Origin of the sequence: Flavobacterium sp. GSP6 (assembly GCF_003984855.1) — a bacterium.
GTDB lineage: Bacteria > Bacteroidota > Bacteroidia > Flavobacteriales > Flavobacteriaceae > Flavobacterium.
Window position 1 is genome coordinate 160204 of the sequence record NZ_RYDO01000007.1, and the last position, 21952, is coordinate 182155.

The window sequence follows — 21952 nt, forward strand, 5'->3', positions numbered from 1 at the left end:
AGCCAATATCTTCGAATTTTACAAAAGCACCTTAACAATTAACATGTCAATAAGCACTTTAGCATGGGTTTTTGGCGGATTTGAAACCTTCAAATACGCCCTTATTATTTTTGGTTTCTTCATTAGCCTTTTGATAAAAGAAGTGAATGCTAAAAACGAATATCTGTTTTATTACAACAACGGAATCTCTAAATTGCATCTATTCATTTATGGTTTTCTGATGAATTTTGTTTTTTCGCTAATGCTGATTTTAGTCATTAATGTAGTATTGAAATTCGTATGACTAAAAATATTTTAGAAATAGATAGTATCCAAAAACAATATGAGGGGAAAAGTATAGTTTCTGATGTGTATTTGAGATGTGAAACTGCTGATATTATTGGGGTTTTAGGAAGAAATGGTTCCGGGAAATCGACCTTGTTAAAAATCATTTTCGGAATTGTAACTGCTGATTTTAAATTTGTCCGGGTAGATGGCGTCGTGAAATCAAAAACTAGTGATTTGCTAAACGAAATCAGTTATTTGTCTCAAGATAATTTTATTCCAAATTCATTTTCGATAAAAAAGACTATTCAATTGGCTATTGCCAAAGATAAATTACAGGATTTTTATGCTGACGATATGATTCAATCGATGATAGAGAAAAAAATAAAACATTTATCTGGCGGAGAATTACGGTATTTAGAAATTAAATTAATCCTGAATAATGCATCGAAATTTGCTTTACTAGACGAACCATACAATGGCTTATCACCCATAATGATTGAAAAAATTAATGAATTAATCACTGCAATGTCCAGCACAAAAGGCATTATTATCACGGATCATAATTATGAAAATGTGATAAAAGTCTCCACAAAACTGGCGTTGATGAAAGAAGGAAAAATGTACCATTTAAAAGACAAAAGCGAATTGGTGGAAAAAGGGTATTTGAAACCTGGAATGATTTAGATGCTTTTGAAAAAAGCTAATAATACGTTCAACAATTCGTCTTGGTTTTCAATGTGACTCATGTGTCCGTCCGGAAAAGTCACCAGTTTCATGGCTGTGCCTTCTATCTGTTCCTTGGTTTCTTCGTAATTTAGAACCGGGTCTTTTTCGCCCAGAATCAAAAGTTTAGGAAAAGATGCTAAATGCAACAACACTTCTCTGTCTTGTCGTATTTTCATTCCTTCCAGTGAGGCAACGATTCCCTGAAGGGGTGTTTTTAAAGCTTCCTTCTTTACGCTTTCAATTACTGATAAAAGGCGCTCTCTGTTGTTTTCACTGAATAAATTTGCAATAGAAAGTGAGATGAAATTGACAAAAGATTGTTTTACTGCTTTTATAGCCCGATCTCTATTTGTTTTTCGTTCCTCGCTGTCGGCTCTTGCGGTCGAGTTTAATAAAACCAATCCTTTTATCGTGTCCGGATACAATTCGGCGAAAGCCAAAGCTACATAACCGCCCATAGAATGCCCTACAAAAATGGCTTTACGGATGCGTAGTTCCGATAAAACAGCGTGCACAGCATCAGCATTATCCTCCATCGTTTGCACGTAACTCAAACATTCCGTTTCGCCATGTCCCAATAAATCAATGGTGATGATGCGGTTTTTTTTAGCAAACTCCGGAATATAAAAATCCCACATGCCTTTATTTTCCAAGAAACCGTGAAGTAAGACAATAGCGGTTCCCTTCCCGGTATCGGAATAGGAGATGTTGGTATTTTTAAAGAGAATTTGTTTCAAGGTTTTTTGTTTAAAGTACTAGATTCAGCTAATTAATGTAACTTTATAAAAAAGACATTTCCGCCCTTTCGTTCAAATGCAACAAATGTTGTTTATTTGCGCCTGACAAAACTTAAAAATAAGGAGCCCCGTAATCCGCGAACAAAGATACACAATCAGTGTACTATTTAGAACTAACTATAAAAAGCAAAATAGCAATTTTAGATCGAGACAAATCTGTCATAACCCAATAAGCAAAGTGCAATTGTAATTTACGTATTGAAAATCAATTCTTTACCGTGTTTTCAACAAAAAATCCGTCTGTTGATTGAACCAGACGGATTTTTAATACATAATGAGAATGTTTTATTATTCTATTTCAGAAACTCTCAGGGTGTTTACCATCCCCTTTTCCTTAATAGGCATTGCTGCTAAATTGATAAGGAAATCTCCTTTTTGTACAAAGCCTTTTTGTTTTACAATTTCATTTATGTCCGTTACGGTATCATCTGTGCTTACATCTTTAGTGTACATGAAAGATTTTACACCCCATAATAAATTAAGCTGAGTAAGGATTCTCTTATTTGAGGTAAACACTAAAATGTGTGCATTTGGTCTCCATGCAGAAATTTGAAATGCGGTATACCCACTATTTGTCAAAGTACAAATTGCTTTTGCTTTGATTATATTAGCCATGGAGGCAGCGTGGTGACAAATTGTTTTAGTGATAAATCGTTTTGTTTTTATCTGTGGCGTATTTTGTGGCACTTGGATTAGCGGTGAATCTTCTACAGCTTCAATGATTTGAGTCATTTTTTGAATTACCTGAACCGGATAATTTCCAGTTGCTGTTTCTCCCGAAAGCATTACGGCATCAGCACCATCCATAACGGAGTTAGCAACATCATTAACTTCGGCACGAGTTGGTGTAAGAGACGTAATCATTGTTTCCATCATTTGCGTGGCAACAATAACTGGAATTCTAGCCGTTTTGGCTCTGCGAATAAGTTCTTTTTGAACTAACGGTACTTCATGAGCAGGAAGTTCTACTCCTAAATCTCCGCGGGCAACCATCAGACCATCACAATAAGCAACAATTTTGTCAATGTTTTCTAGTGCTTCCGGCATTTCGATTTTGGCAATAATTGGAATTTTATGTTCTGAATGTTTGGCGATTAATTCTTGTAATTCTTGTAAATCTTGTGGTGTTTTCACGAAAGATAAGGCAATCCAATCTACATTTTGGCCAATGGCAAAAATGGCATCTGCAATATCTTTTTCGGTCATTGCCGGTAGGGATATTTTTGTATTAGGTAAATTTACCCCTTTTTTTGATTTCAATTCGCCACCTTGAATTACTCTTGCTATAACTTCTGATTTTTTATCCGTCTCCACGATTTCGAAAATGAGTTTACCATCATCAAGCAAAATTCTTTCTCCAGGATTTACATCATTTGGAAAGTTTTGATATTTCATGAATACTTTCTTAGCAGTTCCAAGAATATCTTCGGCAGTTGTAAATGTAATTAGATCCCCATCGTGTACGACGACACCTTCCTCCATAACTCCTACTCGAAGTTTTGGCCCTTGTAAATCGCCAAGAATCGCAGTTGTATAACCAAACTCTTCATTTAAACCTCGTATAAGGCTTATTTTTTCTTTTACATCATTGTAGTCCGCATGCGAGAAGTTCACTCGAAACACATTTACACCAGCTTCGATCATGTCTTTTATGATCTCTCTTGTACTGCATGCAGGCCCAAGTGTGGCTACAATTTTAGTTTTTTTGTTTGTAAGCATTTGTATTAAAAAATTAAATTGTTTTTAGATTTTATTTTATTTGTATCTACTACATAAACAGTAGATATGCTGTTTATGGTATTTAATAGCAGTTGCGTTTGGGATACGTTTACGGTATCTTCGTGATGTTCTATTTTTAAAAAATAATCTACTTTTTTAAATTCAGGAAGTAAAAAGACTTTTGTTGAAACTTCCATGGACACGTTAGAAAATAGATTTTGGTTATTTCCTTTATTATACTGGATGACCTCATTTTTATTTTGAATCAAATTCCAAGAAATACCGCTTTCGATGTCTTCATAATAAAATCTGGAAAAACCTGTTTCTCCTTCTTTAATATTAATTTGAATTTCACTTTTACTTTTACTAAGATTCACAGGCAGCATTTGATTAATAAAAAATGCCAAACGATAGTCCTCTAATGAAGTATGAATCGCAATAAGATAGTAATCTATTTCGTCAAATTCGCCCAGATCAAGTTTAAGAATAGCCATTTCATGAAAAAATAAGATGTAAATATAGTATTTCTATCGAAGTATTGACCGTTCAAAAGGTGATGTTTTTGTTAATTTATAAACGAAAACGATATAGTTTTATGTATATTAAATTATTTTCTGTCCATTTTTTCTTGAAATGCAAAATAAGCGCGTTGGGATGCTTTTTCTTCTGCTTTCTTTTTTGATGTGGCTCTTGCTTTAGCAATCACTTTATTGTCAATGCTAAGTTTTACACCAAACAGACGTTGCCCGTCAATGGCATTGTCCTCAAAAATATCATAATGAAATATTTTTTTTTCTTTTTGACACCATTCTATCACCAGACTTTTGTAGCTGATTACTTTTCCTTCGAGTCTTGCAATATCTACATAAGGCACTACTACTCTTTTTTGAATGAATTTTTCGCAATATACATAACCTCGGTCTAAGTAAATCGCTCCCACCAATGACTCAAAAATATTACCATGGATGTTCTCGCCAAAATGCTGAAGTGGCACTTTGCTTTCTATGTATTGCACTAAATTTAAGTCTTTCCCTAATTCGTTCAAATGCTCCCTACTCACAATTTTAGAACGCATTTTAGTCAAATATCCTTCGTCCCCAGCGGGTGCTTTATTGAATAGATGAGCCGCAATAACGGAGCTTAACATTGCGTCTCCCAAGAATTCTAACCGTTCGTAATTGATTGGATTTCCTAAAATATCAAGGCGATTAGAGGAACGATGGGTGAATGCTTTTTTATAAAAATCAAGATTTAAAGGGGCAAATCCTAAAATTTTCTGAATAGAATCAAAAAAAATCCCGTCTTCTGGAGAACGGGATTTTGAAAATATTTTTCTAATTATACGCATTTATAATTAGATTTCTAATTTTTTTACTAGTACACAAGCATTGTGACCTCCAAAACCGAAAGTATTACTCATCACTACATTCATTTCTCTTTTCTGAGCTTTGTTGAACGTAAAATTTAGTTTAGCGTCGATATTTTCATCATCTGTGAAATGATTTATTGTTGGTGGCACTAGTCCATGTTTTAAGGAAAGTATCGAAGAAATTGTTTCTACTGCTCCGGCTGCGCCAAGTAAATGGCCCGTCATAGATTTAGTCGAATTTAAATTCATCGTGTAAGCATGTTCCCCAAAAACATGAAGTATTGCTTTAGATTCTGCCATGTCACCAAGTGGCGTAGAGGTTCCGTGCATATTCACACCATCTACATCAGTTGCTTGTAAACCGGCATCTCTCAAACAGTTTAACATTACATTTTTAGCGCCTAATCCTTCAGGATGCGGTGCCGTAATATGGTAGGCATCAGCTGACATTCCGCCACCGCCAATTTCGCAGTAAATATTTGCTCCACGAGCAATAGCGTGTTCGTATTCTTCTAGGACTAATGCGCCAGCTCCTTCGCCTAAGATAAAACCATCTCGATCTTTATCCATTGGTCTTGAAGCGGTTTTAGGATCGTCATTTCTGGTAGATAAAGCATGCATGGCATTAAAGCCTCCCATTCCGGCTATTGTCACCGCAGCTTCAGAGCCTCCGGTTATCATAGCATCAGCATGACCTAATCTTATATAGTTGAAAGCATCAATAATAGCATTTGTAGAAGAAGCACAAGCAGAAACAGTGGTAAAATTTGGACCTCTGAATCCGTATTTTATAGAGATATGTCCTCCTGCGATATCCGAAATCATTTTTGGAATAAAGAAAGGATTAAATTTAGGAGTACCATCACCTGCAGCAAAGTTCAACATTTCAATTTGAAAAGTTTCTAATCCTCCAATTCCAGAGCCCCAGATAACACCTACTCTGTCTTTGTCTAATTTTTCAAAATTGAAACCGGCATCTACAACCGCTTCATCAGAGGCAACCATAGCATACTGCGCATAGCGATCCATTTTTCTGGCTTCTTTTCTGTCTAAGAAATCTTCAGCATTAAAATTTTTCAATTCGCACGCAAATTGAGTTTTAAATTTTGAAGCATCAAAATAAGTTATTGGTGCTGCTCCACTAACGCCATTAATAAGTCCATTCCAATATTCTTGAATGTTATTTCCAATAGGAGTAAGAGCACCTAAACCTGTTACAACAACTCGTCTTAATACCATAAATTCTTTATTTTTTGTTATCTTTAAACAAATAAAACCCATGCTTTCTTTACTGTATTTTTACAAAAAGAGCCATGGGTATTACAATAAATATCTTTTTGATTGAAATCCAATCTCGAATTTAATTTCAAAATAATAATAACACCCGCTTACAAGATTGTAAACGGGTGCGTATTTATTATTTTTTTGCTTCCTCGATGTAAGAGATTGCTTGACCTACAGTAGCGATGTTTTCTGCTTGATCATCTGGAATTTGAATGTCAAATTCTTTTTCGAATTCCATAATAAGCTCAACAGTGTCTAATGAGTCAGCTCCTAAATCATTAGTGAAGCTTGCTTCTGTTACAACTTCGTTTTCGTCAACACCTAATTTGTCTACGATAATCGCTTTTACTCTTGATGCAATGTCTGACATAATCTTTAATTTTAGAATTTAATTTGTTGGCAAAAATAAAAAACTTTATTTGAAAACAACTATTTAGTTAATAAATGTGACAACTAAATTATGAAATTTATTTTAACAAAGCTGCCACAATGTTATTTATTTTCATTTTTTATCCCTTTTTTTGCATCATTAAAACAAGCTAGGTTATGAAAAAAATTGTCGTTTTTGCTTCTGGATCGGGTACTAATGCTGAAAACATCATAAAGTATTTTGCAAAATCTAAACTTGCAACGGTTCAAGCAGTCTTTGCAAACAGCTCCATCGCCAAGGTGCTTGACAAAGCAAAAAACCATGGCGTTGCAACGAATATTTTTACTAAAGAACAATTTATTGAAGGGGAAATATTACATAAAATAAATACAATTCAGCCTGATCTGATTGTTTTGGCTGGTTTTTTATTGAAATTCCCTGAAAATATCATCACATCCTATCCGGAAAAGATCATAAACATACATCCTGCCTTGTTGCCAAAATATGGTGGTAAAGGAATGTACGGGATGAATATTCACCGAGCCATTGTAGAAAATAATGAAAAAGAAACCGGAATTACCATTCATTATGTTAATGAAAATTATGACGAAGGAAATATTCTTTTTCAAAAAAAAATAATTTTATCAGGGCACGAAACTCCAGAAGAAGTTGCCCAAAAAATTCATGAATTGGAACAAAAGTATTTTCCGGAAGTGATTGAAAGATTATTAACTCATAATTTATAATTTTGAATTCTCACGACGTACACATATACACAGACGGTGCTGCTAAAGGCAATCCAGGTAACGGTGGCTATGGCGTTGTTATGGAATGGGTAGGAAAACCTTATAAAAAGGAATTCTATGAAGGTTTTCGTCGGACCACTAATAACAGAATGGAGTTGTTGGCAGTAATTGTAGGTCTCGAAAAGCTAAAAAATCCTAATACTACCGTTTTGGTGATTTCGGATTCTAAATATGTGGTGGATTCAGTAGTAAAAAAATGGGTTTTGGGTTGGGAAAAAAAAGGTTTTGCAGACCGGAAAAATGCTGATTTGTGGAAACGATTTTTAATTGTATATAGAAAACACAAAGTAGATTTTAAGTGGATCAAAGGCCACAACAATCATGTCCAAAACGAAAGATGTGATGCCTTAGCTGTTATGGCTTCAATGCAAAAACAACTTTCTATAGATGCTTTTTACGAAAGTACTTGTGAGTGATTATTATATTTGAGTAATTGCTAATTCGCTTTTTTTATATTTATTTGAAATCAAATCTTTGTTTATTGTGCTGTGAATGATTTTGGCTAGCGCTTCAATGGTTCTGATTTTTGCATAAGGACGGTGGTAAATAATACTCATTTCACGAACCGGAATAGGAGCGTTAAAAAAACTGACTTGTTTTTTTCTTTCGGTAGAAAGGGTGTTGTAATATAATTCGGGAATCAAAGTTAATCCGCCAAATTCGTCAATCATATTCAATAAAGTATCAAAAGAACTTGCTTCAAGTTTTAAATTTTCAACCATTTTTTCTTTTTTCTTTAAAGAACATAATTTAATAAATTGTTCTCTAAGGCAATGACCTTCTTCCAAAAGCCAGATTTTATGATTTCTAATTTCATCGGGTAAAATATAGTTCTGTACCGGGTCAATGTCGCCATACACCATTAAAGTTTCATAAAATAACACGATATCTTCAATTTCAGTGTCATGTAAAGGTGTCGCAACAATTCCCATGTCAAGTTGCCCTTCTTTCAGCTGTTTTGTAATGGAGTTGGTTGTTTGTTCTGAAATTTCTAGTTTTAAGTCAGGAAAGTTTTCTAAAATAGGTTTTAAAATTTTTGGAAGTAAAGAGTTTGCTATTGTCGGGATGATTCCAATTCTAATTTTTCCTTCAATTTTTCCAATACTCTTTTTGGCGTTGTCTTTTAAAAGCTGGCTATGAAGAACTACTTTTTTTGCATTTTCAATAGTTTCTATTCCAATTTCGGTTGTTTCAGTTGGATTTTTCTTTCGGTCAAAAATCACTATTCCAAGCTCTTGCTCTAATTTCTTGACCATTGCGCTCAATGTTGCTTGAGTTACATTGCAATACTCTGCGGCCTTAGTGAAATTTTTTAAGCGATCTACTGCAATTATATATTCTAATTGTTGGATATTCATATATAGATATTGTCTATAACAAAGATATAAAATTTCAGTTATGTCAATATGATTTTTGTCGATATTTTTGCATGAATTAAATAAAAAAATAATCTTATGAAACAAAAAGCATTAGTCTTATCAATAGCGATATTGATAACTCAGCTAACATTAGGTCAAACGTTGACAACAAATTCCGGAGCTCCAGTAGGAGACAATCAAAATTCAAAAACAATTGGACAAGATGGACAAGTCCTGCTTGAAGACATTCATTTGATTGAAAAACTAGCTACATTTGACCGCGAACGTATCCCGGAAAGAGTGGTTCATGCTCGAGGAACTGGTGCATTTGGAGAATTTGTTGCTGCCTCTGATTTTTCGGATGTTACGATGGCAGATTTCTTAAATAAAGCGGGTAAAAAAACACCATTATTGGTTCGGTTCTCAATGGTAATACATCAGGCAGGTTCTCCGGAAACGTACCGTGATCCTCGAGGTTTTGCAGTTAAATTTTATACTGAACAAGGAAATTATGATTTAGTAGGAAACAATTTGCCCGTTTTCTTTATCCGTGACGCAATGAAGTTTCCAGACATGGTTCATGCCTTTAAACCGTCCCCAATAACAAATGGCGCATCAGATCCGAACAGAGCATTCGATTTCTTTTCCAATGTACCAGAATCAACGCACATGTTTACTTGGGTATTTTCTGATTATGGAATCCCTGCTAATTTTCGCCAAATGGAAGGAAATGGAGTACATGCTTACAAATGGGTAAATGCGAAAGGCGAAGTAACCTACGTAAAATACAAATGGGTTCCGCAACAAGAAGTACGTAATTTATCGCAAGCCGAAGCTAATGCAATTCAATCCACACAAATTGAGCATGCTACTTTGGATTTGCGCAATGAAATTGAAAAAGGAAATTTTCCAAAATGGGATTTGTATGTTCAAATGTTGAAGAAAGAAGATTTTTTGGCTTTGGATTTTAATGCTGTTGATCCTACTAAAATTTGGCCTGAAAAAATTGCTAAACTGATAAAAGTAGGAACGATGACTTTGAATCAAAATCCATCAAATTATTTTCAACAAATAGAGCAAGCCGCTTTTTCGCCAGCAATTTTAGTTCCAGGTATTGAGCCTTCAGAAGATAAATTATTACAAGGGAGATTGTTCTCATATACTGATACACAACGCCATCGTTTAGGAGGGAATTTTCAACAAATTCCAGTAAACATGCCTAAAAACGGAGTGAACACCTACAATGAAAATGGGTATATGTCGTTGCGCCCTCAAACTGGTGATGTAAATTATCAGCCTTCAACAAATAAACCGGAGGTAAAGGATGATGCAAAATTCAAGTATTCAAAATCAGAATTTGCAAACGTAACTACTGCACAGTCAAAAATTTCGAAACCAAATGATTTTACACAAGCGGGAGATTTGTACCGTTCTTTTTCTAAGAAAGATCAAGATGCATTAATTTTTAATTTATCAGGTGCTTTAAAACAAGTAAAAAACAAAGTAATTGTTGCTAAGATGATTGCTCATTTTTATCAAGCGGATAGAGAATACGGAATGCGTTTAGCAAAAGAGCTTAAAATGGATCGTAAAGAATTAGAATCTTTAATGATGCAATAATTGTAAGGAAACTTAATAAAGGAGCGTTTTTAGCGCTCCTTTACTATTTAAATTTTAAAAAAATGAAAAAAATAATTTTCACCTTATTGATTTTAATTTCTGGTTTTTTGAATGCGCAAAACAGAGATGTTTTTGAGGCGGCAAGGACCAATGATCTAAAAACGATTGAAAAATTTGTACAGGAAGGGAATGATATAAATTTATTAAATTCCTCTGGTTATAGTTTGCTTATTCTGTCGGTTTACAATAATAATTATGAGGTTGCAACGTATTTGATTTCGCAAAAAGCAAATTTAGATATTCAGGATTCCTCCGGCAATTCCGCTTTGATGGGTGCGTGCTTTAAAGGGTATTCTTCCTTAGCAGAATTGTTATTGGCACACAAAGCAAGTCCAGACATAATAAATTACAATAAGGCAAATGCGTTATTTTTTGCTGCCACTTTTGGTCAGGAAAAATGTGTAGAAATTTTGTTGAACTATAAAATTAATACGCATCAAACAGACATTTTTGGAAAAACAGCTTTGGATTATGCGGTGAACCAAGAAAATGAGGCTATTATTGACTTATTAAATAAAAATATTTTGGTTAAATCATAAATTCAAATAAGGATAACAACTCTAATAATTATGGCGTAAATTAGTCTAAAACTACCTCTTAATTTGGCAAAATTTTACACCTCAGACTCTTTGCAACTTCACAAGTTATACCCTATCTTTGCGCCTTAATTTGAAACTACATAAATGAATAAATTATTGATTGTTGGAAGCGTTGCTTTTGATGCTATAGAAACGCCTTTTGGCAAAACGGATAAAATTTTAGGTGGAGCTGCACCTTATATAGGACTTTCGGCTTCTTTTTTTAATTTACAATCTGCCATAGTTTCTGTCGTTGGCGATGATTTTCCACAAGAATATTTAGATTTATTGACAGCAAGAAACATTGATATTTCTGGACTTGAAGTAGTAAAAGGTGGAAAAACGTTTTTTTGGAGCGGTCTTTACCATAACGATTTGAATTCAAGAGATACATTAGCAACGGAACTTAATGTTTTGGGTGATTTTCAACCGAAAGTCCCTCAGAATTTTAAAAATGCCGATATAGTAATGTTAGGAAATTTACATCCATTAGTACAAAGTAGCGTAATTGACCAAATGGAAACTAAACCAAAATTAGTGGTGCTCGACACTATGAATTTTTGGATGGATTGTGCTTTGCCTGAATTATTGGATGTGATGAAACGTGTTGATGTGATTACAATCAATGACGAAGAAGCAAGACAACTTTCGGGAGAATATTCTTTAGTGAAAGCGGCCGCTAAGATCCATAATATGGGGCCTAAATATGTAGTAATTAAAAAAGGTGAACACGGAGCACTTTTGTTTCACAATAAAGAAGTTTTCTTTGCGCCAGCACTGCCATTAGAAGAAGTTTTTGATCCAACAGGAGCAGGAGATACTTTTGCAGGAGGTTTTGCAGGATATTTAACACAGAGTGAAAACATCTCTTTTGAGAATATGAAAAATGCGGTTATATACGGTTCTAATTTAGCCTCATTTAGTGTGGAGAAATTTGGAACGGAACGGATGGTTAATTTAGATAAAGAGGAAGTTGTGTCCAGATTAAAACAATTTAAATCATTGACACAGTTTGACATAGAATTATAATACATGGAAACCTCGGAAACGGGGTTTTTTTGTTAAAAAAATATAAGAGATACTATCTGGTTTGATTATTGCCCACATATAAATCAGTCCAATTCATTTTTTAGAATAACACAACAACAAACAACAACACAATGAGCGACGCTTTACAACACGAATGTGGAATAGCACTAGTTAGACTACTCAAACCGCTTGAATTTTACAAAGAGAAATACGGAACGGCTTTTTACGGAATACAAAAAATGTATCTCCTTATGGAAAAGCAGCACAATCGCGGGCAAGACGGAGCAGGTTTTGCAAGTATTAAAATGGATGTTGAACCTGGTGAGCGATACATAAGTCGCGTGCGATCAAACCATTCGCAGCCTATTCAAGATGTATTTAAACAAATAAATGAAAGAATAAATGAAGAGATGGCAGCTCATCCTGAATATGCGGATGATGTAGCGCTTCAAAAAGAGAATATTCCTTACCTAGGCGAATTGTTTTTGGGTCATGTGCGTTATGGAACTTTTGGGAAAAATAGTATCGAAAGCGTTCATCCATTTCTGCGTCAAAGCAATTGGATGCATCGAAATCTGATATTGGCCGGGAATTTCAATATGACCAATGTGAAAGAACTTTTTCAAAATTTGGTAGAATTGGGTCAGCATCCAAAAGAAATGGCAGATACGGTTACGGTTATGGAAAAAATCGGACATTTTCTGGACAAAGAAGTGATGCAGTTGTATCAGGATTGTAAAGAAGAAGGTTTGTCTAAAAGAGAAGCTTCTCCTGTAATTGCCGAACGCTTGGATATTGCTAAAATTTTGAGACGTTCTTCTAAAAATTTAGATGGAGGATATGCTATGGCTGGACTTTTAGGTCACGGTGATTCATTTGTCTTTAGAGATCCTGCCGGGATACGTCCAGCTTATTTTTATCAAGATGACGAAGTCGTTGTTGTTGCTTCTGAAAGACCGGTTATACAAACCGTTTTCAATGTGCCTTTCGAAAAAGTTCAAGAAATAGAACCTGGAACTGCATTAATAATTAAGAAAAACGGTACGGTTTCCATGGAAGAGATTCTTCCTCCAACAGTAAAAAAAGCCTGTTCTTTTGAACGAATTTATTTCTCAAGAGGAAGTGATGCTGAAATATATCAGGAAAGAAAAACATTAGGAAGACTGATACTTCCGGCGGTGTTAAAATCAATTGATCAAGACACAGACAATACGGTTTTCTCTTATATTCCAAATACTGCCGAGACGTCTTTCTACGGATTGGTGGAAGCAGCTCAAGATTTTCTAAATCAAAGAAAGAACAATTATATTCTTCAAAATAGAAATACCTTAACTAAGGAATCATTACAAGAACTCCTTTCTGTCAAAATTCGTACGGAGAAAGTAGCGATTAAAGATGCAAAACTTAGAACGTTTATTACAGAGGACAGCAGCCGTGATGATTTGGTTGCCCATGTGTATGATGTTACGTACGGCGTCATAAAGCCAACGGATAATTTAGTAATTATCGATGATAGTATTGTTCGAGGTACAACCCTGAAAATGAGTATCATCAAAATGATGGATCGTTTGAATCCAAAAAGAATTGTAATCGTATCCTCTGCACCGCAAATACGGTATCCGGATTGTTACGGTATTGATATGGCAAAACTAGAAGGATTAGTAGCTTTTAAAGCCGCTTTAGAATTGCTAAAAGAAAGAAACATGTATCATATTGTTGATGAGGTATATGTGAAATGTAAAGCACAGGAAAACTTCAATGACACCGAAGTTATCAATTATGTAACAGCAATATATGCGCCTTTTCAACCGCAAGAGGTTTCGGATAAAATTGCACAAATGTTAAGCTCACCGGAGATAAAGGCCGAGGTAAAAATCATTTTCCAAACGGTAGAAGATTTGCATATTGCCTGTCCTAAAAATTTAGGGGATTGGTATTTTACGGGTGATTATCCAACGCCAGGAGGAAATAGAGTCGTTAATAGGGCTTTTATGAATTTTTATGAGGGGAAAGATGCTAGAGCATACTAATAATTGGTGCTGATAAGGTTTTAATCGGTTTTCCATGTTATTCATCTAATTTATTTGTAAGGGTAGTAACAACTAGTATAAATTTGAATCACCATAACATTAGTAGGTTAAGGTTATGGTAAATTTGGGGCAAAAAAGGTGGAAGAGATTCCACCTTTTTTATTGGAATGAAGTCAAAGCCTCTAACCCCTAAAGGGAAATCAAAGCAGAGATAAAAAATATTTTCGCAGGAAACAAAAGAGGCTAGAAAAAAAATTTTTTTCTAGCCTCTTTTGTTAATTCCCCCCTTCGGGTGTTAGGGAGCTTATTTCTCTAAAGCAAATCTTCTCGCCACTTCCGTCCAGTTAATTACATTGAAAAAGGCTTCGATATAATCTGGTCTTCTGTTTTGATAATGCAAATAATAAGCATGTTCCCAAACATCCATTCCTAAAATTGGAGTTCCGCCACAACCTATGCCTGGCATTAATGGATTGTCTTGGTTAGGAGTTCCGCAAACCTCAACTTTACCTCCTTTATGAACACAAAGCCACGCCCATCCAGAACCAAATTGAGTTGCTCCAGCTTTGCTGAACGATGCTTTAAATTCTTCAAAAGTTCCAAAAGCAGCTTCAATTGCAGCCAATAAATCTCCAGTTGGAAGTCCGCCACCATTTGGCGTCATTACCGTCCAAAACAAATTATGATTGTAAAAACCACCACCGTTATTACGAGCAGGCATGTTTTTCATGTCAAGATTAATCAAAATATTTTCGATCGTCTTTCCTTCCATATCCGTTCCTGCGATAGCAGCATTAAGATTGGTAGTATACGCATTGTGATGTTTCGAGTGATGAATTTCCATCGTGCGGGCATCAATATAAGGTTCTAATGCGTCATACGCATAAGGTAATTGTGGTAATTCAAAAGCCATAATATGATTGTTTAATGATTTATAAATATTTTATCCAAATTTAATCATTTAACTTTGGAAATAGAAATTCTATTTCGTTATAATTTCATTAAATTAATCAATAGTGTGCTCTTTAGAGTTGTAACATACTTGTTTTCAGAAGCTATTTACTTCGTCTGTTCCAATCTTTTATCCACCGAAAAGGCGCATAAAAAAGATTTTTACGTCAAACAAAGTTCACTGAACTCCTATAAGAGTAAAAGTTAGGTGAAGTAATCAGGGCTAAAAAACGACTGTGCTTTAAGGTATCATTCTGTTTTAAATACATGTTTTTGGAACCGAAATATCCAAATTACGACTGCGCCATCGCCATACAAACAATACTGATTTTTGCACCCGGTATTTTAAGTATAGCCCGGGAACAAGCTTCTAAGGTGGCTCCGGTTGTAATAACATCATCAATTAAAAGGAAATGTTTGTTGTGATTTTTTTCAGTAAAGGAAACATCAAAAATAGATTCGATTCCTTCCGTTCTGCCTAGTAAATTTTTCTTGGATTGCGTTTTTGAATACACATTCCGAATCAAAAGTGAGTCATTGTAAGCTACATTTAAACGAGTGGAAAGTGCTTTTCCAAAAGCAGTAACTTGGTTGTATCCTCTTTCTTTTAACTTTTTTCGGTGTAATGGAACAGGAATAATTTCATCAACAGATTGTAGTGAGTCAATGTTCTTTAGATCTTCGGCGTACCATTCCCCAAGAATTGTTCCTATTTCTTCGTGTCCTTTGTATTTCAAATTATGAATAAGCACTTGGACAATTCCCTTTTTATGAAAATAAAACAAAGCAGAAGTATGCACGACAGGAATTCGTCCGTAAAATTTTTTGAAAGCATCATTCTCTGGATTCAAATGATGATTGGTCAACGGAATATCGTGTCTGCAAACCGTACAAATCACATTTTCGTTCGCAATTAAAAAGGCGTTGCAACCGGAACAGACCTTTGGAAAAAAAAGATTAATAATGCTTTCAAACATGTAATCAGGGATTTATTTATAAAAATAGACAAAACAATGCTTCAATCTTTAACAATTTCCTTTTTTTTAAGTTCACTTTTTATATTTTTGCAGTATTATGGCAAAACAAGAAGATTTATTTAAGAATGTAATTTCGCATGCAAAAGAATACGGATTTATTTTTCCGTCAAGCGAAATTTACGATGGTTTAAGTGCAGTCTATGATTATGCACAAAACGGAGTAGAATTAAAAAAGAACATACGCGAATATTGGTGGCGCGCCATGGTTCAAATGAACGATAACATTGTAGGTCTTGATGCCTCTATATTGATGCACCCAACTACCTGGAAAGCATCGGGTCACGTAGACGCGTTCAACGATCCATTGATAGACAACAAAGATTCAAAAAAAAGATATAGAGCCGATGTTTTGATTGAAGATTATGCTGAAAAACTCAACATAAAAGCAATCAAGGAAATCGAAAAGGCAAGAGTGCGTTTTGGTGACACCTTCAATGAACAGGAATTTGTGACTACAAATCCTCGCGTTATAGAGTATAAATCCAAAGAGAGAGAAATTCTGGAACGATTGGGACGTTCTTTAGGAAATGAAGATTTGGAAGATGTAAAAGCATTAATCGAAGAACTGGAGATTGCTTGTCCGGAAACGGGTTCCAGAAACTGGACCGAAGTGCGTCAGTTTAACTTGATGTTTGGTACCAAATTAGGCGCATCCGCAGATACAGCAATGGATTTATATTTGCGTCCGGAAACGGCACAAGGTATTTTTGTCAATTTCCTAAATGTTCAAAAATCAGGACGAATGAAAATTCCTTTTGGGATTGCACAAACTGGAAAAGCGTTTAGAAATGAAATCGTAGCCCGACAGTTTATTTTTCGTATGCGGGAGTTTGAACAAATGGAAATGCAATTTTTTGTGCGTCCAGGCGATGAAATGAAGCATTATGAATTCTGGAAAGAAGCCCGCTTGAAATGGCATTTATCACTTGGTTTAGGAAGAGAAAATTATCGTTTTCACGATCATGAAAAATTAGCCCATTATGCCAATGCAGCGGCTGATATTGAATTTAATTTCCCGTTTGGATTCAAAGAGTTAGAAGGAATTCACTCCAGAACTGATTTTGATTTGAAAGCACACGAGCAGTTTTCCGGCAGAAAATTACAATATTTTGATGCTGAATTAAATCAGAATTACGTTCCTTATGTAGTGGAAACTTCAGTTGGATTAGACAGAATGTTTTTGGCTGTTTTTGCCACTTCATTAAAAGAAGAAACATTAGAAGATGGCTCCACAAGAACTGTTTTGAAATTACCTTCGGTTCTGGCTCCAACTAAAGCAGCAATTTTGCCATTGGTAAAAAAAGACGGATTGCCAGAAATCGCACATAAAATCATTGACGATTTGCGTTGGGATTTTAATGTGACGTATGATGAAAAAGATGCCGTAGGAAGACGCTACAGAAGACAAGATGCGCTTGGAACGCCGTTTTGTATCACAGTAGATCATCAAACTATCGAAGATCAAACGGTTACTATTCGTCACAGAGACACGATGAAACAAGACCGTGTAGCGATTGCAGATTTAAAATCTATTATTGAAAATGAAGTTTCAATGAAAAACTGGCTGATGAAAATATAATTATTTGTAGTCTATATTCAAAAAAAGCTTCTCGATTGAGAAGCTTTTTTGTTTAAAATCGGTATCCTAACGTTATTCCGCCACGTCCTACTATCTCTGGACTATTATCACTAAATAAATTGCGTCCTATTCCAGCATTAAATTCAAAGACGAATCCTTTTCTATGAATCCATTTGGATCCAAGACCAAAACCAAGTGCGAAATCAGCTCCTACTTCATCTGCTACAAAATTAGTTATTGTCGTTCCATTATCGTAATAGTATGTTGTGTAGCCGTGATCTATATATGAATTTAACATTGCAAAACCTTCTACAAAAAATCCAGCAGCTGGTTTTTTTCCAAAATAAGCGCGGTAGTATGGAGTAAGACTAAAGTTAGTGTCAAATTCATCTTCAGCCACAAAAAAGAGTGAAATTCCTAATCCAGTATCCTCATTAATTAGTCGTTCATAAGTTAATTCTACCGCTCCTAGAACTAAAAATAGCGCATTCCCTTTTAATTCATTTCTTTGAAAATCGATTGTTTCTTTTTCTTGGCTAAAACCAAATAAAGAAGAAGTTAAGCAAATTAAGACAAATAATTTTTTCATAGTTTTTGTTTTTTGGAATAAAAGTAAGATAAATTTTTAAAAAAAATATTTTTAACAGTTACTTTTTGGTGGTTAATTCGGACAAAGTTATTATCAATCGACATTCATACTCTTTGAATCATCAGCACAACAAGTAACAGCTTCACTTTAGGAAAGTTTTTATGCTGACAACTAGAGGTGTTTACGAAATGAATTTAAATTCAAACGTCTATTAAAACAGTAATCATGTTCTTAATCGGATAAATCTGCATTTCATCTTAATGTATCAACATTTGTTAAAAACATATTAACAAGACCTATAAAAAAATAGTTAAATGCTTATTTTTAGAATGTTAAACACAAGTATTTTAGTCATTTTTTGATATTATTGTTTCATTAAATTGCTAAAACACCCCACCTAATTTAATAAACCAAAGTATATTTTGCTTTGGAAATCGGATGTAATGCTTAACAATCCCAGGAAAAGCAATTGATGAATTATTCGTACATTATTATTGACGACAATCAAGAAAGTGTTTTGAAAACAAAAGGCATTGCTGATGGTTTTTCAGAACTAACTTTTGTGGCCTCCGCAAATAATTATACTGATGGACTACATCTAATTTTAGAACATACGCCACAATTAGTTTTTCTTGAAATCGATCCTGTTGATACAACTAGCAATTTGTCTTTGGCATTGATCAATGAATTGCACCGTTACCTAAAAATAATTCCTAAAATTATTATTACCACCCGTAAAAAAGAGTTGGCTTTTGAAGCAATACAATATGAAGTGATGGATTATTTATTAAAGCCACTGGTACCAATCGATGTAATAAAATTGATTTTAAAATTAAATAAATCGGAAGTCGAAAGCGAGGTTGCTTTAAATGAATCGATCATCCTTGAAGAAAAGCCAACGTTCCTGCCACAACCTGAAACAGTACATCAGGGCCAGTCACTCACTTTGTGCATTAAATCATATGGGGATTATCGCTATATTGATGCAAAAGACATCTGTTACCTTAGAGCCGATAATAATTCAACGGACATTCATTTAAATAACGGGGAAATGATTACGGCTTTTAAAACATTGAAACATTTTGAAGGGGTATTGTCATATCCCTTTATTAGGATTCACAACAGTTATATTGTAAATAGGAACTATATTTCCAGAATTCACAGCGGAAATTCTGTGTGTTACATAAAAAACAGTACCGTAAAACTTCCTTTTTCTAAGTCTTACAAAACAAACATCGACCTTATTATCTCTGAATTTGCTAACGGAAATTATTTAGAAATCTAAAATTGTCCGTTCACCCAGATTTAATACCCATTCACTATCATTCGGGCAGGTTCTACCATATACCCTTTTTTTTGTAGGAAAAAATTAAGTTGTCTGTGTAGATTTACAAAAGAATTCCACGCTAATGTGGTTCTAGAAAAGTAAAATCAAACAACAATATAAAATTCCCAAATTATGAAAAAAGCAATTTTAACAATCGGATTATTTTCTTTAGTAATGGTATTAACTTCATTTACTTCAAATGAAGAAATTACTTCAACAACAAAAAATGATAACAAAGCAGAAGTTTTCAAAATTGAAAACGTACAACTAAATCTTGCTGGAAATGGATCAACAAGTCAGGGGAATAAGAAAATGGACTAACAAAATATTAGTAAATATATTGATTTAAGAAAGCTGTCAAATTTTTGGCAGCTTTTTTTATGCTAATACGTTTATTTTCTTATTTTTGATGGTAAAACTTTTTGCTATTGAAACATCCTATATATACAACACTTTTTTTTATTTTTTTATTTTGTGGATGTACTCAAAAAAATACTCCAAATAAAATTACTTTAGATTCTAAAGACAGCCTTTCTACATATTTTTTATTGTCCAACGATTTTGATTTGCCGTCTGAGCAACGAGAAAAATACGTAAAAAAAGCACTTCAAGTCATAACTCCCCAAGAAAATGATTCTTTATATCGTGTAAACCTGTTCAAAATTGCTAATCGCTATTATAACTTAGAAAATTGGAAGGAGTATAAAAGAACGGTACGATTGGTACTTGAAAAATCTGCAATGCAGCAGGATGCTTTTAGTATGGCAAAAGGGAATAATTATTTAGGAGATTATTATGACTCTCAAGGTATTCCGGATAGTTCTTTTTTGTACTATGACAAGGCAGAAAAAATATATATTGAGCTAAATGACAACTATAATCTGGCAAAAACGATTATAAGAAAGGCAAACATACAATTTAATCAAAGTGATTTTTTAGGGGCTGAAAAAGCGGCTTCTAAAGCTTTAAAAATCATAAAGAACACAAACCAAAGCGACATCTTGTATGATGCTTACAATTTATTAGGATTAATTTATAATGAACTAGAGGATTATAAAAATGCAATGCGGTATCACAATAGAGCTTTAGCCAGTATTGATGACGAGTTAATGGCCTCTTTTTATCAGCCAAAAGCGACTTCCTACAATAACATTGGTTACCTCCACCTTAAGACGCAAGACTACAAGCAGGCGAAAAGATATTTTCAAAAAGGACTAGATCAAAAAAATGTGTTTAAAGATAAACCCTCATTGCACGCCATGTTATTGAATAATTTAGCGTATTCTAAATTCAAGCTTAATGAAAAGGAAGGGTTGCCAGATTTATTCTTTCGATCATTAAAAACCAGAGATAGTTTACAACTTAGTGCGGGTGTCATAGCCAGTAAAATAAATTTATCCGAATATTTCATTTCAAAGAATGAAACTTTACGAGCAAGTCAGTTTGCCAAACAAGCCCTTGAATTATCCAAAAAAACAAACAATTATCGTAATGTTTTAAATTCGCTGAAGCAATTATCAATTATAGAGCCACAAAACGCTGCAGTTTATGGAAACGAATACATTCAAGTTAGCGAGAAATTACAAAAATCAGAACGTAAAATGGGTAATAAATTTACCCGTATCGAATACGAAACAGAGGAAATAAAAAACGAGAATAAGGACTTAGTACAACAAAACAGGAATTTAGTTTATATTTTTAGTGGTTTAGCAATGCTTGGTTTATTTTCCTTTGTCATTAGAACCCAAAAAGCAAAAAACAGAGAATTGTTATTCAAGCAACAACAGCAAATGGCCAATGAAGAGATCTATAATTTAATGATCACACAACAAAACACGATTGAAATAAATAGAATTAAGGAAAAGAAAAGAGTAGCACGCGAATTACACGACGGCGTTTTAGGCAGACTATTTGGAGTGCGAATTAACTTGGACAGCTTGAATAAGATTGTTGACGGGACTGCTGTGGAAAAGAGAAATAATTATTTAATAGAATTAAAAAATATTGAGCAGGATATTCGAGAAATTTCACATGACTTGAATAGAGAAAAATCAGAATTAATTAATAACTTCGTCGCCATAGTTGATAATTTATTTGAAGACCAAAAAAAGACTCATAAATCAAAATTAATTTCAAGTATTGATCCAGCTATAAAATGGGAACTAGTAAGTAACTCGCTAAAAATCAATTTATACCGTATTCTGCAGGAAGCACTCCAAAACAGTAATAAATATGCTAATGCTAACACCATTAAAATAGAACTAAGAAAAGAAGAAGATCATTTGATTTTAAAAATTAGTGACAATGGTGTTGGTTTTAATATAAAAACAGCTAAAAAAGGCATTGGTCTGCAAAACATACTTTTTCGGACCAAAGAATGCGATGGTATCTTTGACATACAATCCTCAAAAAAAGGAGGAACAATTATAACGGTTACCACCCCAATAGAATAAAAA

The 21952-nt window shown here is 34.1% G+C and carries 22 protein-coding genes; 12 read left to right on the forward strand and 10 right to left on the reverse strand.

Features of this window, described 5'->3' with window-relative positions; genetic code table 11:
- Positions 1 to 43: 43 nt before the first annotated feature.
- The gene (locus EKM03_RS09355) at positions 44 to 283 is read left to right on the forward strand and encodes a hypothetical protein (protein ID WP_126461807.1); all 240 of its coding nucleotides are present in this window, start codon (positions 44 to 46) and stop codon (positions 281 to 283) included.
- Positions 280 to 951, forward strand: a complete 672-nt coding sequence (locus EKM03_RS09360; RefSeq protein ID WP_126554682.1) for an ATP-binding cassette domain-containing protein — start codon at positions 280 to 282, stop codon at positions 949 to 951. Before EKM03_RS09355 ends, EKM03_RS09360 begins: the two co-directional genes overlap by 4 nt.
- On the opposite strand, the gene EKM03_RS09365 is transcribed toward EKM03_RS09360, so the two are convergent.
- From EKM03_RS09365 to EKM03_RS09390, 6 genes are all read right to left on the reverse strand, one after another.
- Positions 948 to 1730, reverse strand: a complete 783-nt coding sequence (locus EKM03_RS09365; protein ID WP_126563801.1) for an alpha/beta fold hydrolase — start codon at positions 1728 to 1730, stop codon at positions 948 to 950. The two genes, EKM03_RS09360 and EKM03_RS09365, sit on opposite strands and share 4 nt — an antisense overlap.
- A gap of 348 nt (positions 1731 to 2078) precedes the next feature.
- On the reverse strand, positions 2079 to 3509 hold the full coding sequence (gene pyk, locus EKM03_RS09370; RefSeq protein WP_126562657.1) for a pyruvate kinase: 1431 nt from the start codon (positions 3507 to 3509) through the stop codon (positions 2079 to 2081).
- 5 nt (positions 3510 to 3514) lie between these two features.
- Positions 3515 to 4003 carry an IPExxxVDY family protein gene (locus tag EKM03_RS09375; RefSeq protein WP_126740249.1) on the reverse strand — a complete coding sequence of 163 codons (489 nt, stop codon included), beginning with the start codon at positions 4001 to 4003 and terminating at the stop codon, positions 3515 to 3517.
- Between the two features lie 113 nt (positions 4004 to 4116).
- Entirely contained in the window at positions 4117 to 4857 is a 741-nt protein-coding gene (locus tag EKM03_RS09380) for a ribonuclease III family protein (protein ID WP_126461796.1), read from the reverse strand.
- A 6-nt stretch (positions 4858 to 4863) separates the two neighbouring features.
- Positions 4864 to 6117 carry a beta-ketoacyl-ACP synthase II gene (fabF, locus tag EKM03_RS09385; RefSeq protein WP_126461793.1) on the reverse strand — a complete coding sequence of 418 codons (1254 nt, stop codon included), beginning with the start codon at positions 6115 to 6117 and terminating at the stop codon, positions 4864 to 4866.
- A gap of 178 nt (positions 6118 to 6295) precedes the next feature.
- The gene (locus tag EKM03_RS09390) at positions 6296 to 6532 is read right to left on the reverse strand and encodes an acyl carrier protein (RefSeq protein ID WP_007137004.1); all 237 of its coding nucleotides are present in this window, start codon (positions 6530 to 6532) and stop codon (positions 6296 to 6298) included.
- Positions 6533 to 6708: 176 nt separating this feature from the next.
- Between EKM03_RS09390 and EKM03_RS09395 the strand changes: the two genes are divergently transcribed.
- Both EKM03_RS09395 and rnhA read left to right on the forward strand, forming a co-directional pair.
- Entirely contained in the window at positions 6709 to 7278 is a 570-nt protein-coding gene (locus tag EKM03_RS09395; protein WP_126461790.1) for a phosphoribosylglycinamide formyltransferase, read from the forward strand.
- A 2-nt stretch (positions 7279 to 7280) separates the two neighbouring features.
- Complete coding sequence (rnhA, locus tag EKM03_RS09400) at positions 7281 to 7754, forward strand: ribonuclease HI (protein ID WP_126461787.1); 474 nt, start codon at positions 7281 to 7283, stop codon at positions 7752 to 7754.
- 3 nt (positions 7755 to 7757) lie between these two features.
- Here the strand turns inward: rnhA and EKM03_RS09405 are convergent, their stop codons facing one another.
- Positions 7758 to 8696: a hydrogen peroxide-inducible genes activator gene (locus tag EKM03_RS09405; protein ID WP_126452727.1), complete on the reverse strand. Its 939-nt coding sequence runs from the start codon at positions 8694 to 8696 to the stop codon at positions 7758 to 7760.
- A 96-nt stretch (positions 8697 to 8792) separates the two neighbouring features.
- On the opposite strand from EKM03_RS09405, the gene EKM03_RS09410 reads away from it, so the two are divergent.
- The 4 genes from EKM03_RS09410 (at position 8793) to EKM03_RS09425 (ending at position 14013) form a co-directional block, all read left to right on the forward strand.
- Positions 8793 to 10316, forward strand: a complete 1524-nt coding sequence (locus tag EKM03_RS09410) for a catalase (protein WP_126563799.1) — start codon at positions 8793 to 8795, stop codon at positions 10314 to 10316.
- Positions 10317 to 10378: 62 nt separating this feature from the next.
- Positions 10379 to 10915 (forward strand): ankyrin repeat domain-containing protein, encoded by a 537-nt coding sequence (locus EKM03_RS09415; protein ID WP_126461781.1) that lies wholly within the window; start codon positions 10379 to 10381, stop codon positions 10913 to 10915.
- Positions 10916 to 11059: 144 nt separating this feature from the next.
- Positions 11060 to 11983 (forward strand): PfkB family carbohydrate kinase, encoded by a 924-nt coding sequence (locus EKM03_RS09420; RefSeq protein ID WP_126461778.1) that lies wholly within the window; start codon positions 11060 to 11062, stop codon positions 11981 to 11983.
- A gap of 131 nt (positions 11984 to 12114) precedes the next feature.
- Positions 12115 to 14013, forward strand: coding sequence for an amidophosphoribosyltransferase (locus tag EKM03_RS09425; protein ID WP_126452719.1), 1899 nt, complete (start codon positions 12115 to 12117; stop codon positions 14011 to 14013).
- 304 nt (positions 14014 to 14317) lie between these two features.
- Here the strand turns inward: EKM03_RS09425 and EKM03_RS09430 are convergent, their stop codons facing one another.
- Complete coding sequence (locus tag EKM03_RS09430; protein ID WP_126461769.1) at positions 14318 to 14926, reverse strand: superoxide dismutase; 609 nt, start codon at positions 14924 to 14926, stop codon at positions 14318 to 14320.
- A gap of 331 nt (positions 14927 to 15257) precedes the next feature.
- The gene (locus EKM03_RS09435; protein WP_126554670.1) at positions 15258 to 15941 is read right to left on the reverse strand and encodes a ComF family protein; all 684 of its coding nucleotides are present in this window, start codon (positions 15939 to 15941) and stop codon (positions 15258 to 15260) included.
- Between the two features lie 97 nt (positions 15942 to 16038).
- Between EKM03_RS09435 and EKM03_RS09440 the strand changes: the two genes are divergently transcribed.
- Positions 16039 to 17580 carry a glycine--tRNA ligase gene (locus EKM03_RS09440; RefSeq protein ID WP_126461762.1) on the forward strand — a complete coding sequence of 514 codons (1542 nt, stop codon included), beginning with the start codon at positions 16039 to 16041 and terminating at the stop codon, positions 17578 to 17580.
- A gap of 52 nt (positions 17581 to 17632) precedes the next feature.
- Here the strand turns inward: EKM03_RS09440 and EKM03_RS09445 are convergent, their stop codons facing one another.
- The gene (locus EKM03_RS09445) at positions 17633 to 18169 is read right to left on the reverse strand and encodes a DUF3575 domain-containing protein (protein ID WP_126461759.1); all 537 of its coding nucleotides are present in this window, start codon (positions 18167 to 18169) and stop codon (positions 17633 to 17635) included.
- Positions 18170 to 18641: 472 nt separating this feature from the next.
- Between EKM03_RS09445 and EKM03_RS09450 the strand changes: the two genes are divergently transcribed.
- The 3 genes from EKM03_RS09450 (at position 18642) to EKM03_RS09460 (ending at position 21949) form a co-directional block, all read left to right on the forward strand.
- Positions 18642 to 19454 (forward strand): LytTR family DNA-binding domain-containing protein, encoded by an 813-nt coding sequence (locus EKM03_RS09450; RefSeq protein ID WP_126461756.1) that lies wholly within the window; start codon positions 18642 to 18644, stop codon positions 19452 to 19454.
- Positions 19455 to 19628: 174 nt separating this feature from the next.
- Positions 19629 to 19817, forward strand: coding sequence for a hypothetical protein (locus EKM03_RS09455; RefSeq protein WP_126461753.1), 189 nt, complete (start codon positions 19629 to 19631; stop codon positions 19815 to 19817).
- A 107-nt stretch (positions 19818 to 19924) separates the two neighbouring features.
- The gene (locus EKM03_RS09460) at positions 19925 to 21949 is read left to right on the forward strand and encodes a tetratricopeptide repeat protein (protein WP_233584081.1); all 2025 of its coding nucleotides are present in this window, start codon (positions 19925 to 19927) and stop codon (positions 21947 to 21949) included.
- The last annotated feature ends 3 nt before the right edge of the window (positions 21950 to 21952 follow it).

Bases quoted from the DNA above. Each gene is read 5' to 3' on its own strand.
- EKM03_RS09355 (WP_126461807.1), top strand. From the start codon at position 44: ATGTCAATAAGCACTTTAGCATGGGTTTTTGGCGGATTTGAAACCTTC.
- EKM03_RS09360 (WP_126554682.1), top strand. From the start codon at position 280: ATGACTAAAAATATTTTAGAAATAGATAGTATCCAAAAACAATATGAG.
- pyk (WP_126562657.1), bottom strand. From the start codon at position 3,509: ATGCTTACAAACAAAAAAACTAAAATTGTAGCCACACTTGGGCCTGCA.
- EKM03_RS09375 (WP_126740249.1), bottom strand. From the start codon at position 4,003: ATGGCTATTCTTAAACTTGATCTGGGCGAATTTGACGAAATAGATTAC.
- EKM03_RS09380 (WP_126461796.1), bottom strand. From the start codon at position 4,857: ATGCGTATAATTAGAAAAATATTTTCAAAATCCCGTTCTCCAGAAGAC.
- fabF (WP_126461793.1), bottom strand. From the start codon at position 6,117: ATGGTATTAAGACGAGTTGTTGTAACAGGTTTAGGTGCTCTTACTCCT.
- EKM03_RS09390 (WP_007137004.1), bottom strand. From the start codon at position 6,532: ATGTCAGACATTGCATCAAGAGTAAAAGCGATTATCGTAGACAAATTA.
- EKM03_RS09395 (WP_126461790.1), top strand. From the start codon at position 6,709: ATGAAAAAAATTGTCGTTTTTGCTTCTGGATCGGGTACTAATGCTGAA.
- EKM03_RS09405 (WP_126452727.1), bottom strand. From the start codon at position 8,696: ATGAATATCCAACAATTAGAATATATAATTGCAGTAGATCGCTTAAAA.
- EKM03_RS09410 (WP_126563799.1), top strand. From the start codon at position 8,793: ATGAAACAAAAAGCATTAGTCTTATCAATAGCGATATTGATAACTCAG.
- EKM03_RS09415 (WP_126461781.1), top strand. From the start codon at position 10,379: ATGAAAAAAATAATTTTCACCTTATTGATTTTAATTTCTGGTTTTTTG.
- EKM03_RS09420 (WP_126461778.1), top strand. From the start codon at position 11,060: ATGAATAAATTATTGATTGTTGGAAGCGTTGCTTTTGATGCTATAGAA.
- EKM03_RS09425 (WP_126452719.1), top strand. From the start codon at position 12,115: ATGAGCGACGCTTTACAACACGAATGTGGAATAGCACTAGTTAGACTA.
- EKM03_RS09430 (WP_126461769.1), bottom strand. From the start codon at position 14,926: ATGGCTTTTGAATTACCACAATTACCTTATGCGTATGACGCATTAGAA.
- EKM03_RS09435 (WP_126554670.1), bottom strand. From the start codon at position 15,941: ATGTTTGAAAGCATTATTAATCTTTTTTTTCCAAAGGTCTGTTCCGGT.
- EKM03_RS09440 (WP_126461762.1), top strand. From the start codon at position 16,039: ATGGCAAAACAAGAAGATTTATTTAAGAATGTAATTTCGCATGCAAAA.
- EKM03_RS09445 (WP_126461759.1), bottom strand. From the start codon at position 18,169: ATGAAAAAATTATTTGTCTTAATTTGCTTAACTTCTTCTTTATTTGGT.
- EKM03_RS09450 (WP_126461756.1), top strand. From the start codon at position 18,642: ATGAATTATTCGTACATTATTATTGACGACAATCAAGAAAGTGTTTTG.
- EKM03_RS09455 (WP_126461753.1), top strand. From the start codon at position 19,629: ATGAAAAAAGCAATTTTAACAATCGGATTATTTTCTTTAGTAATGGTA.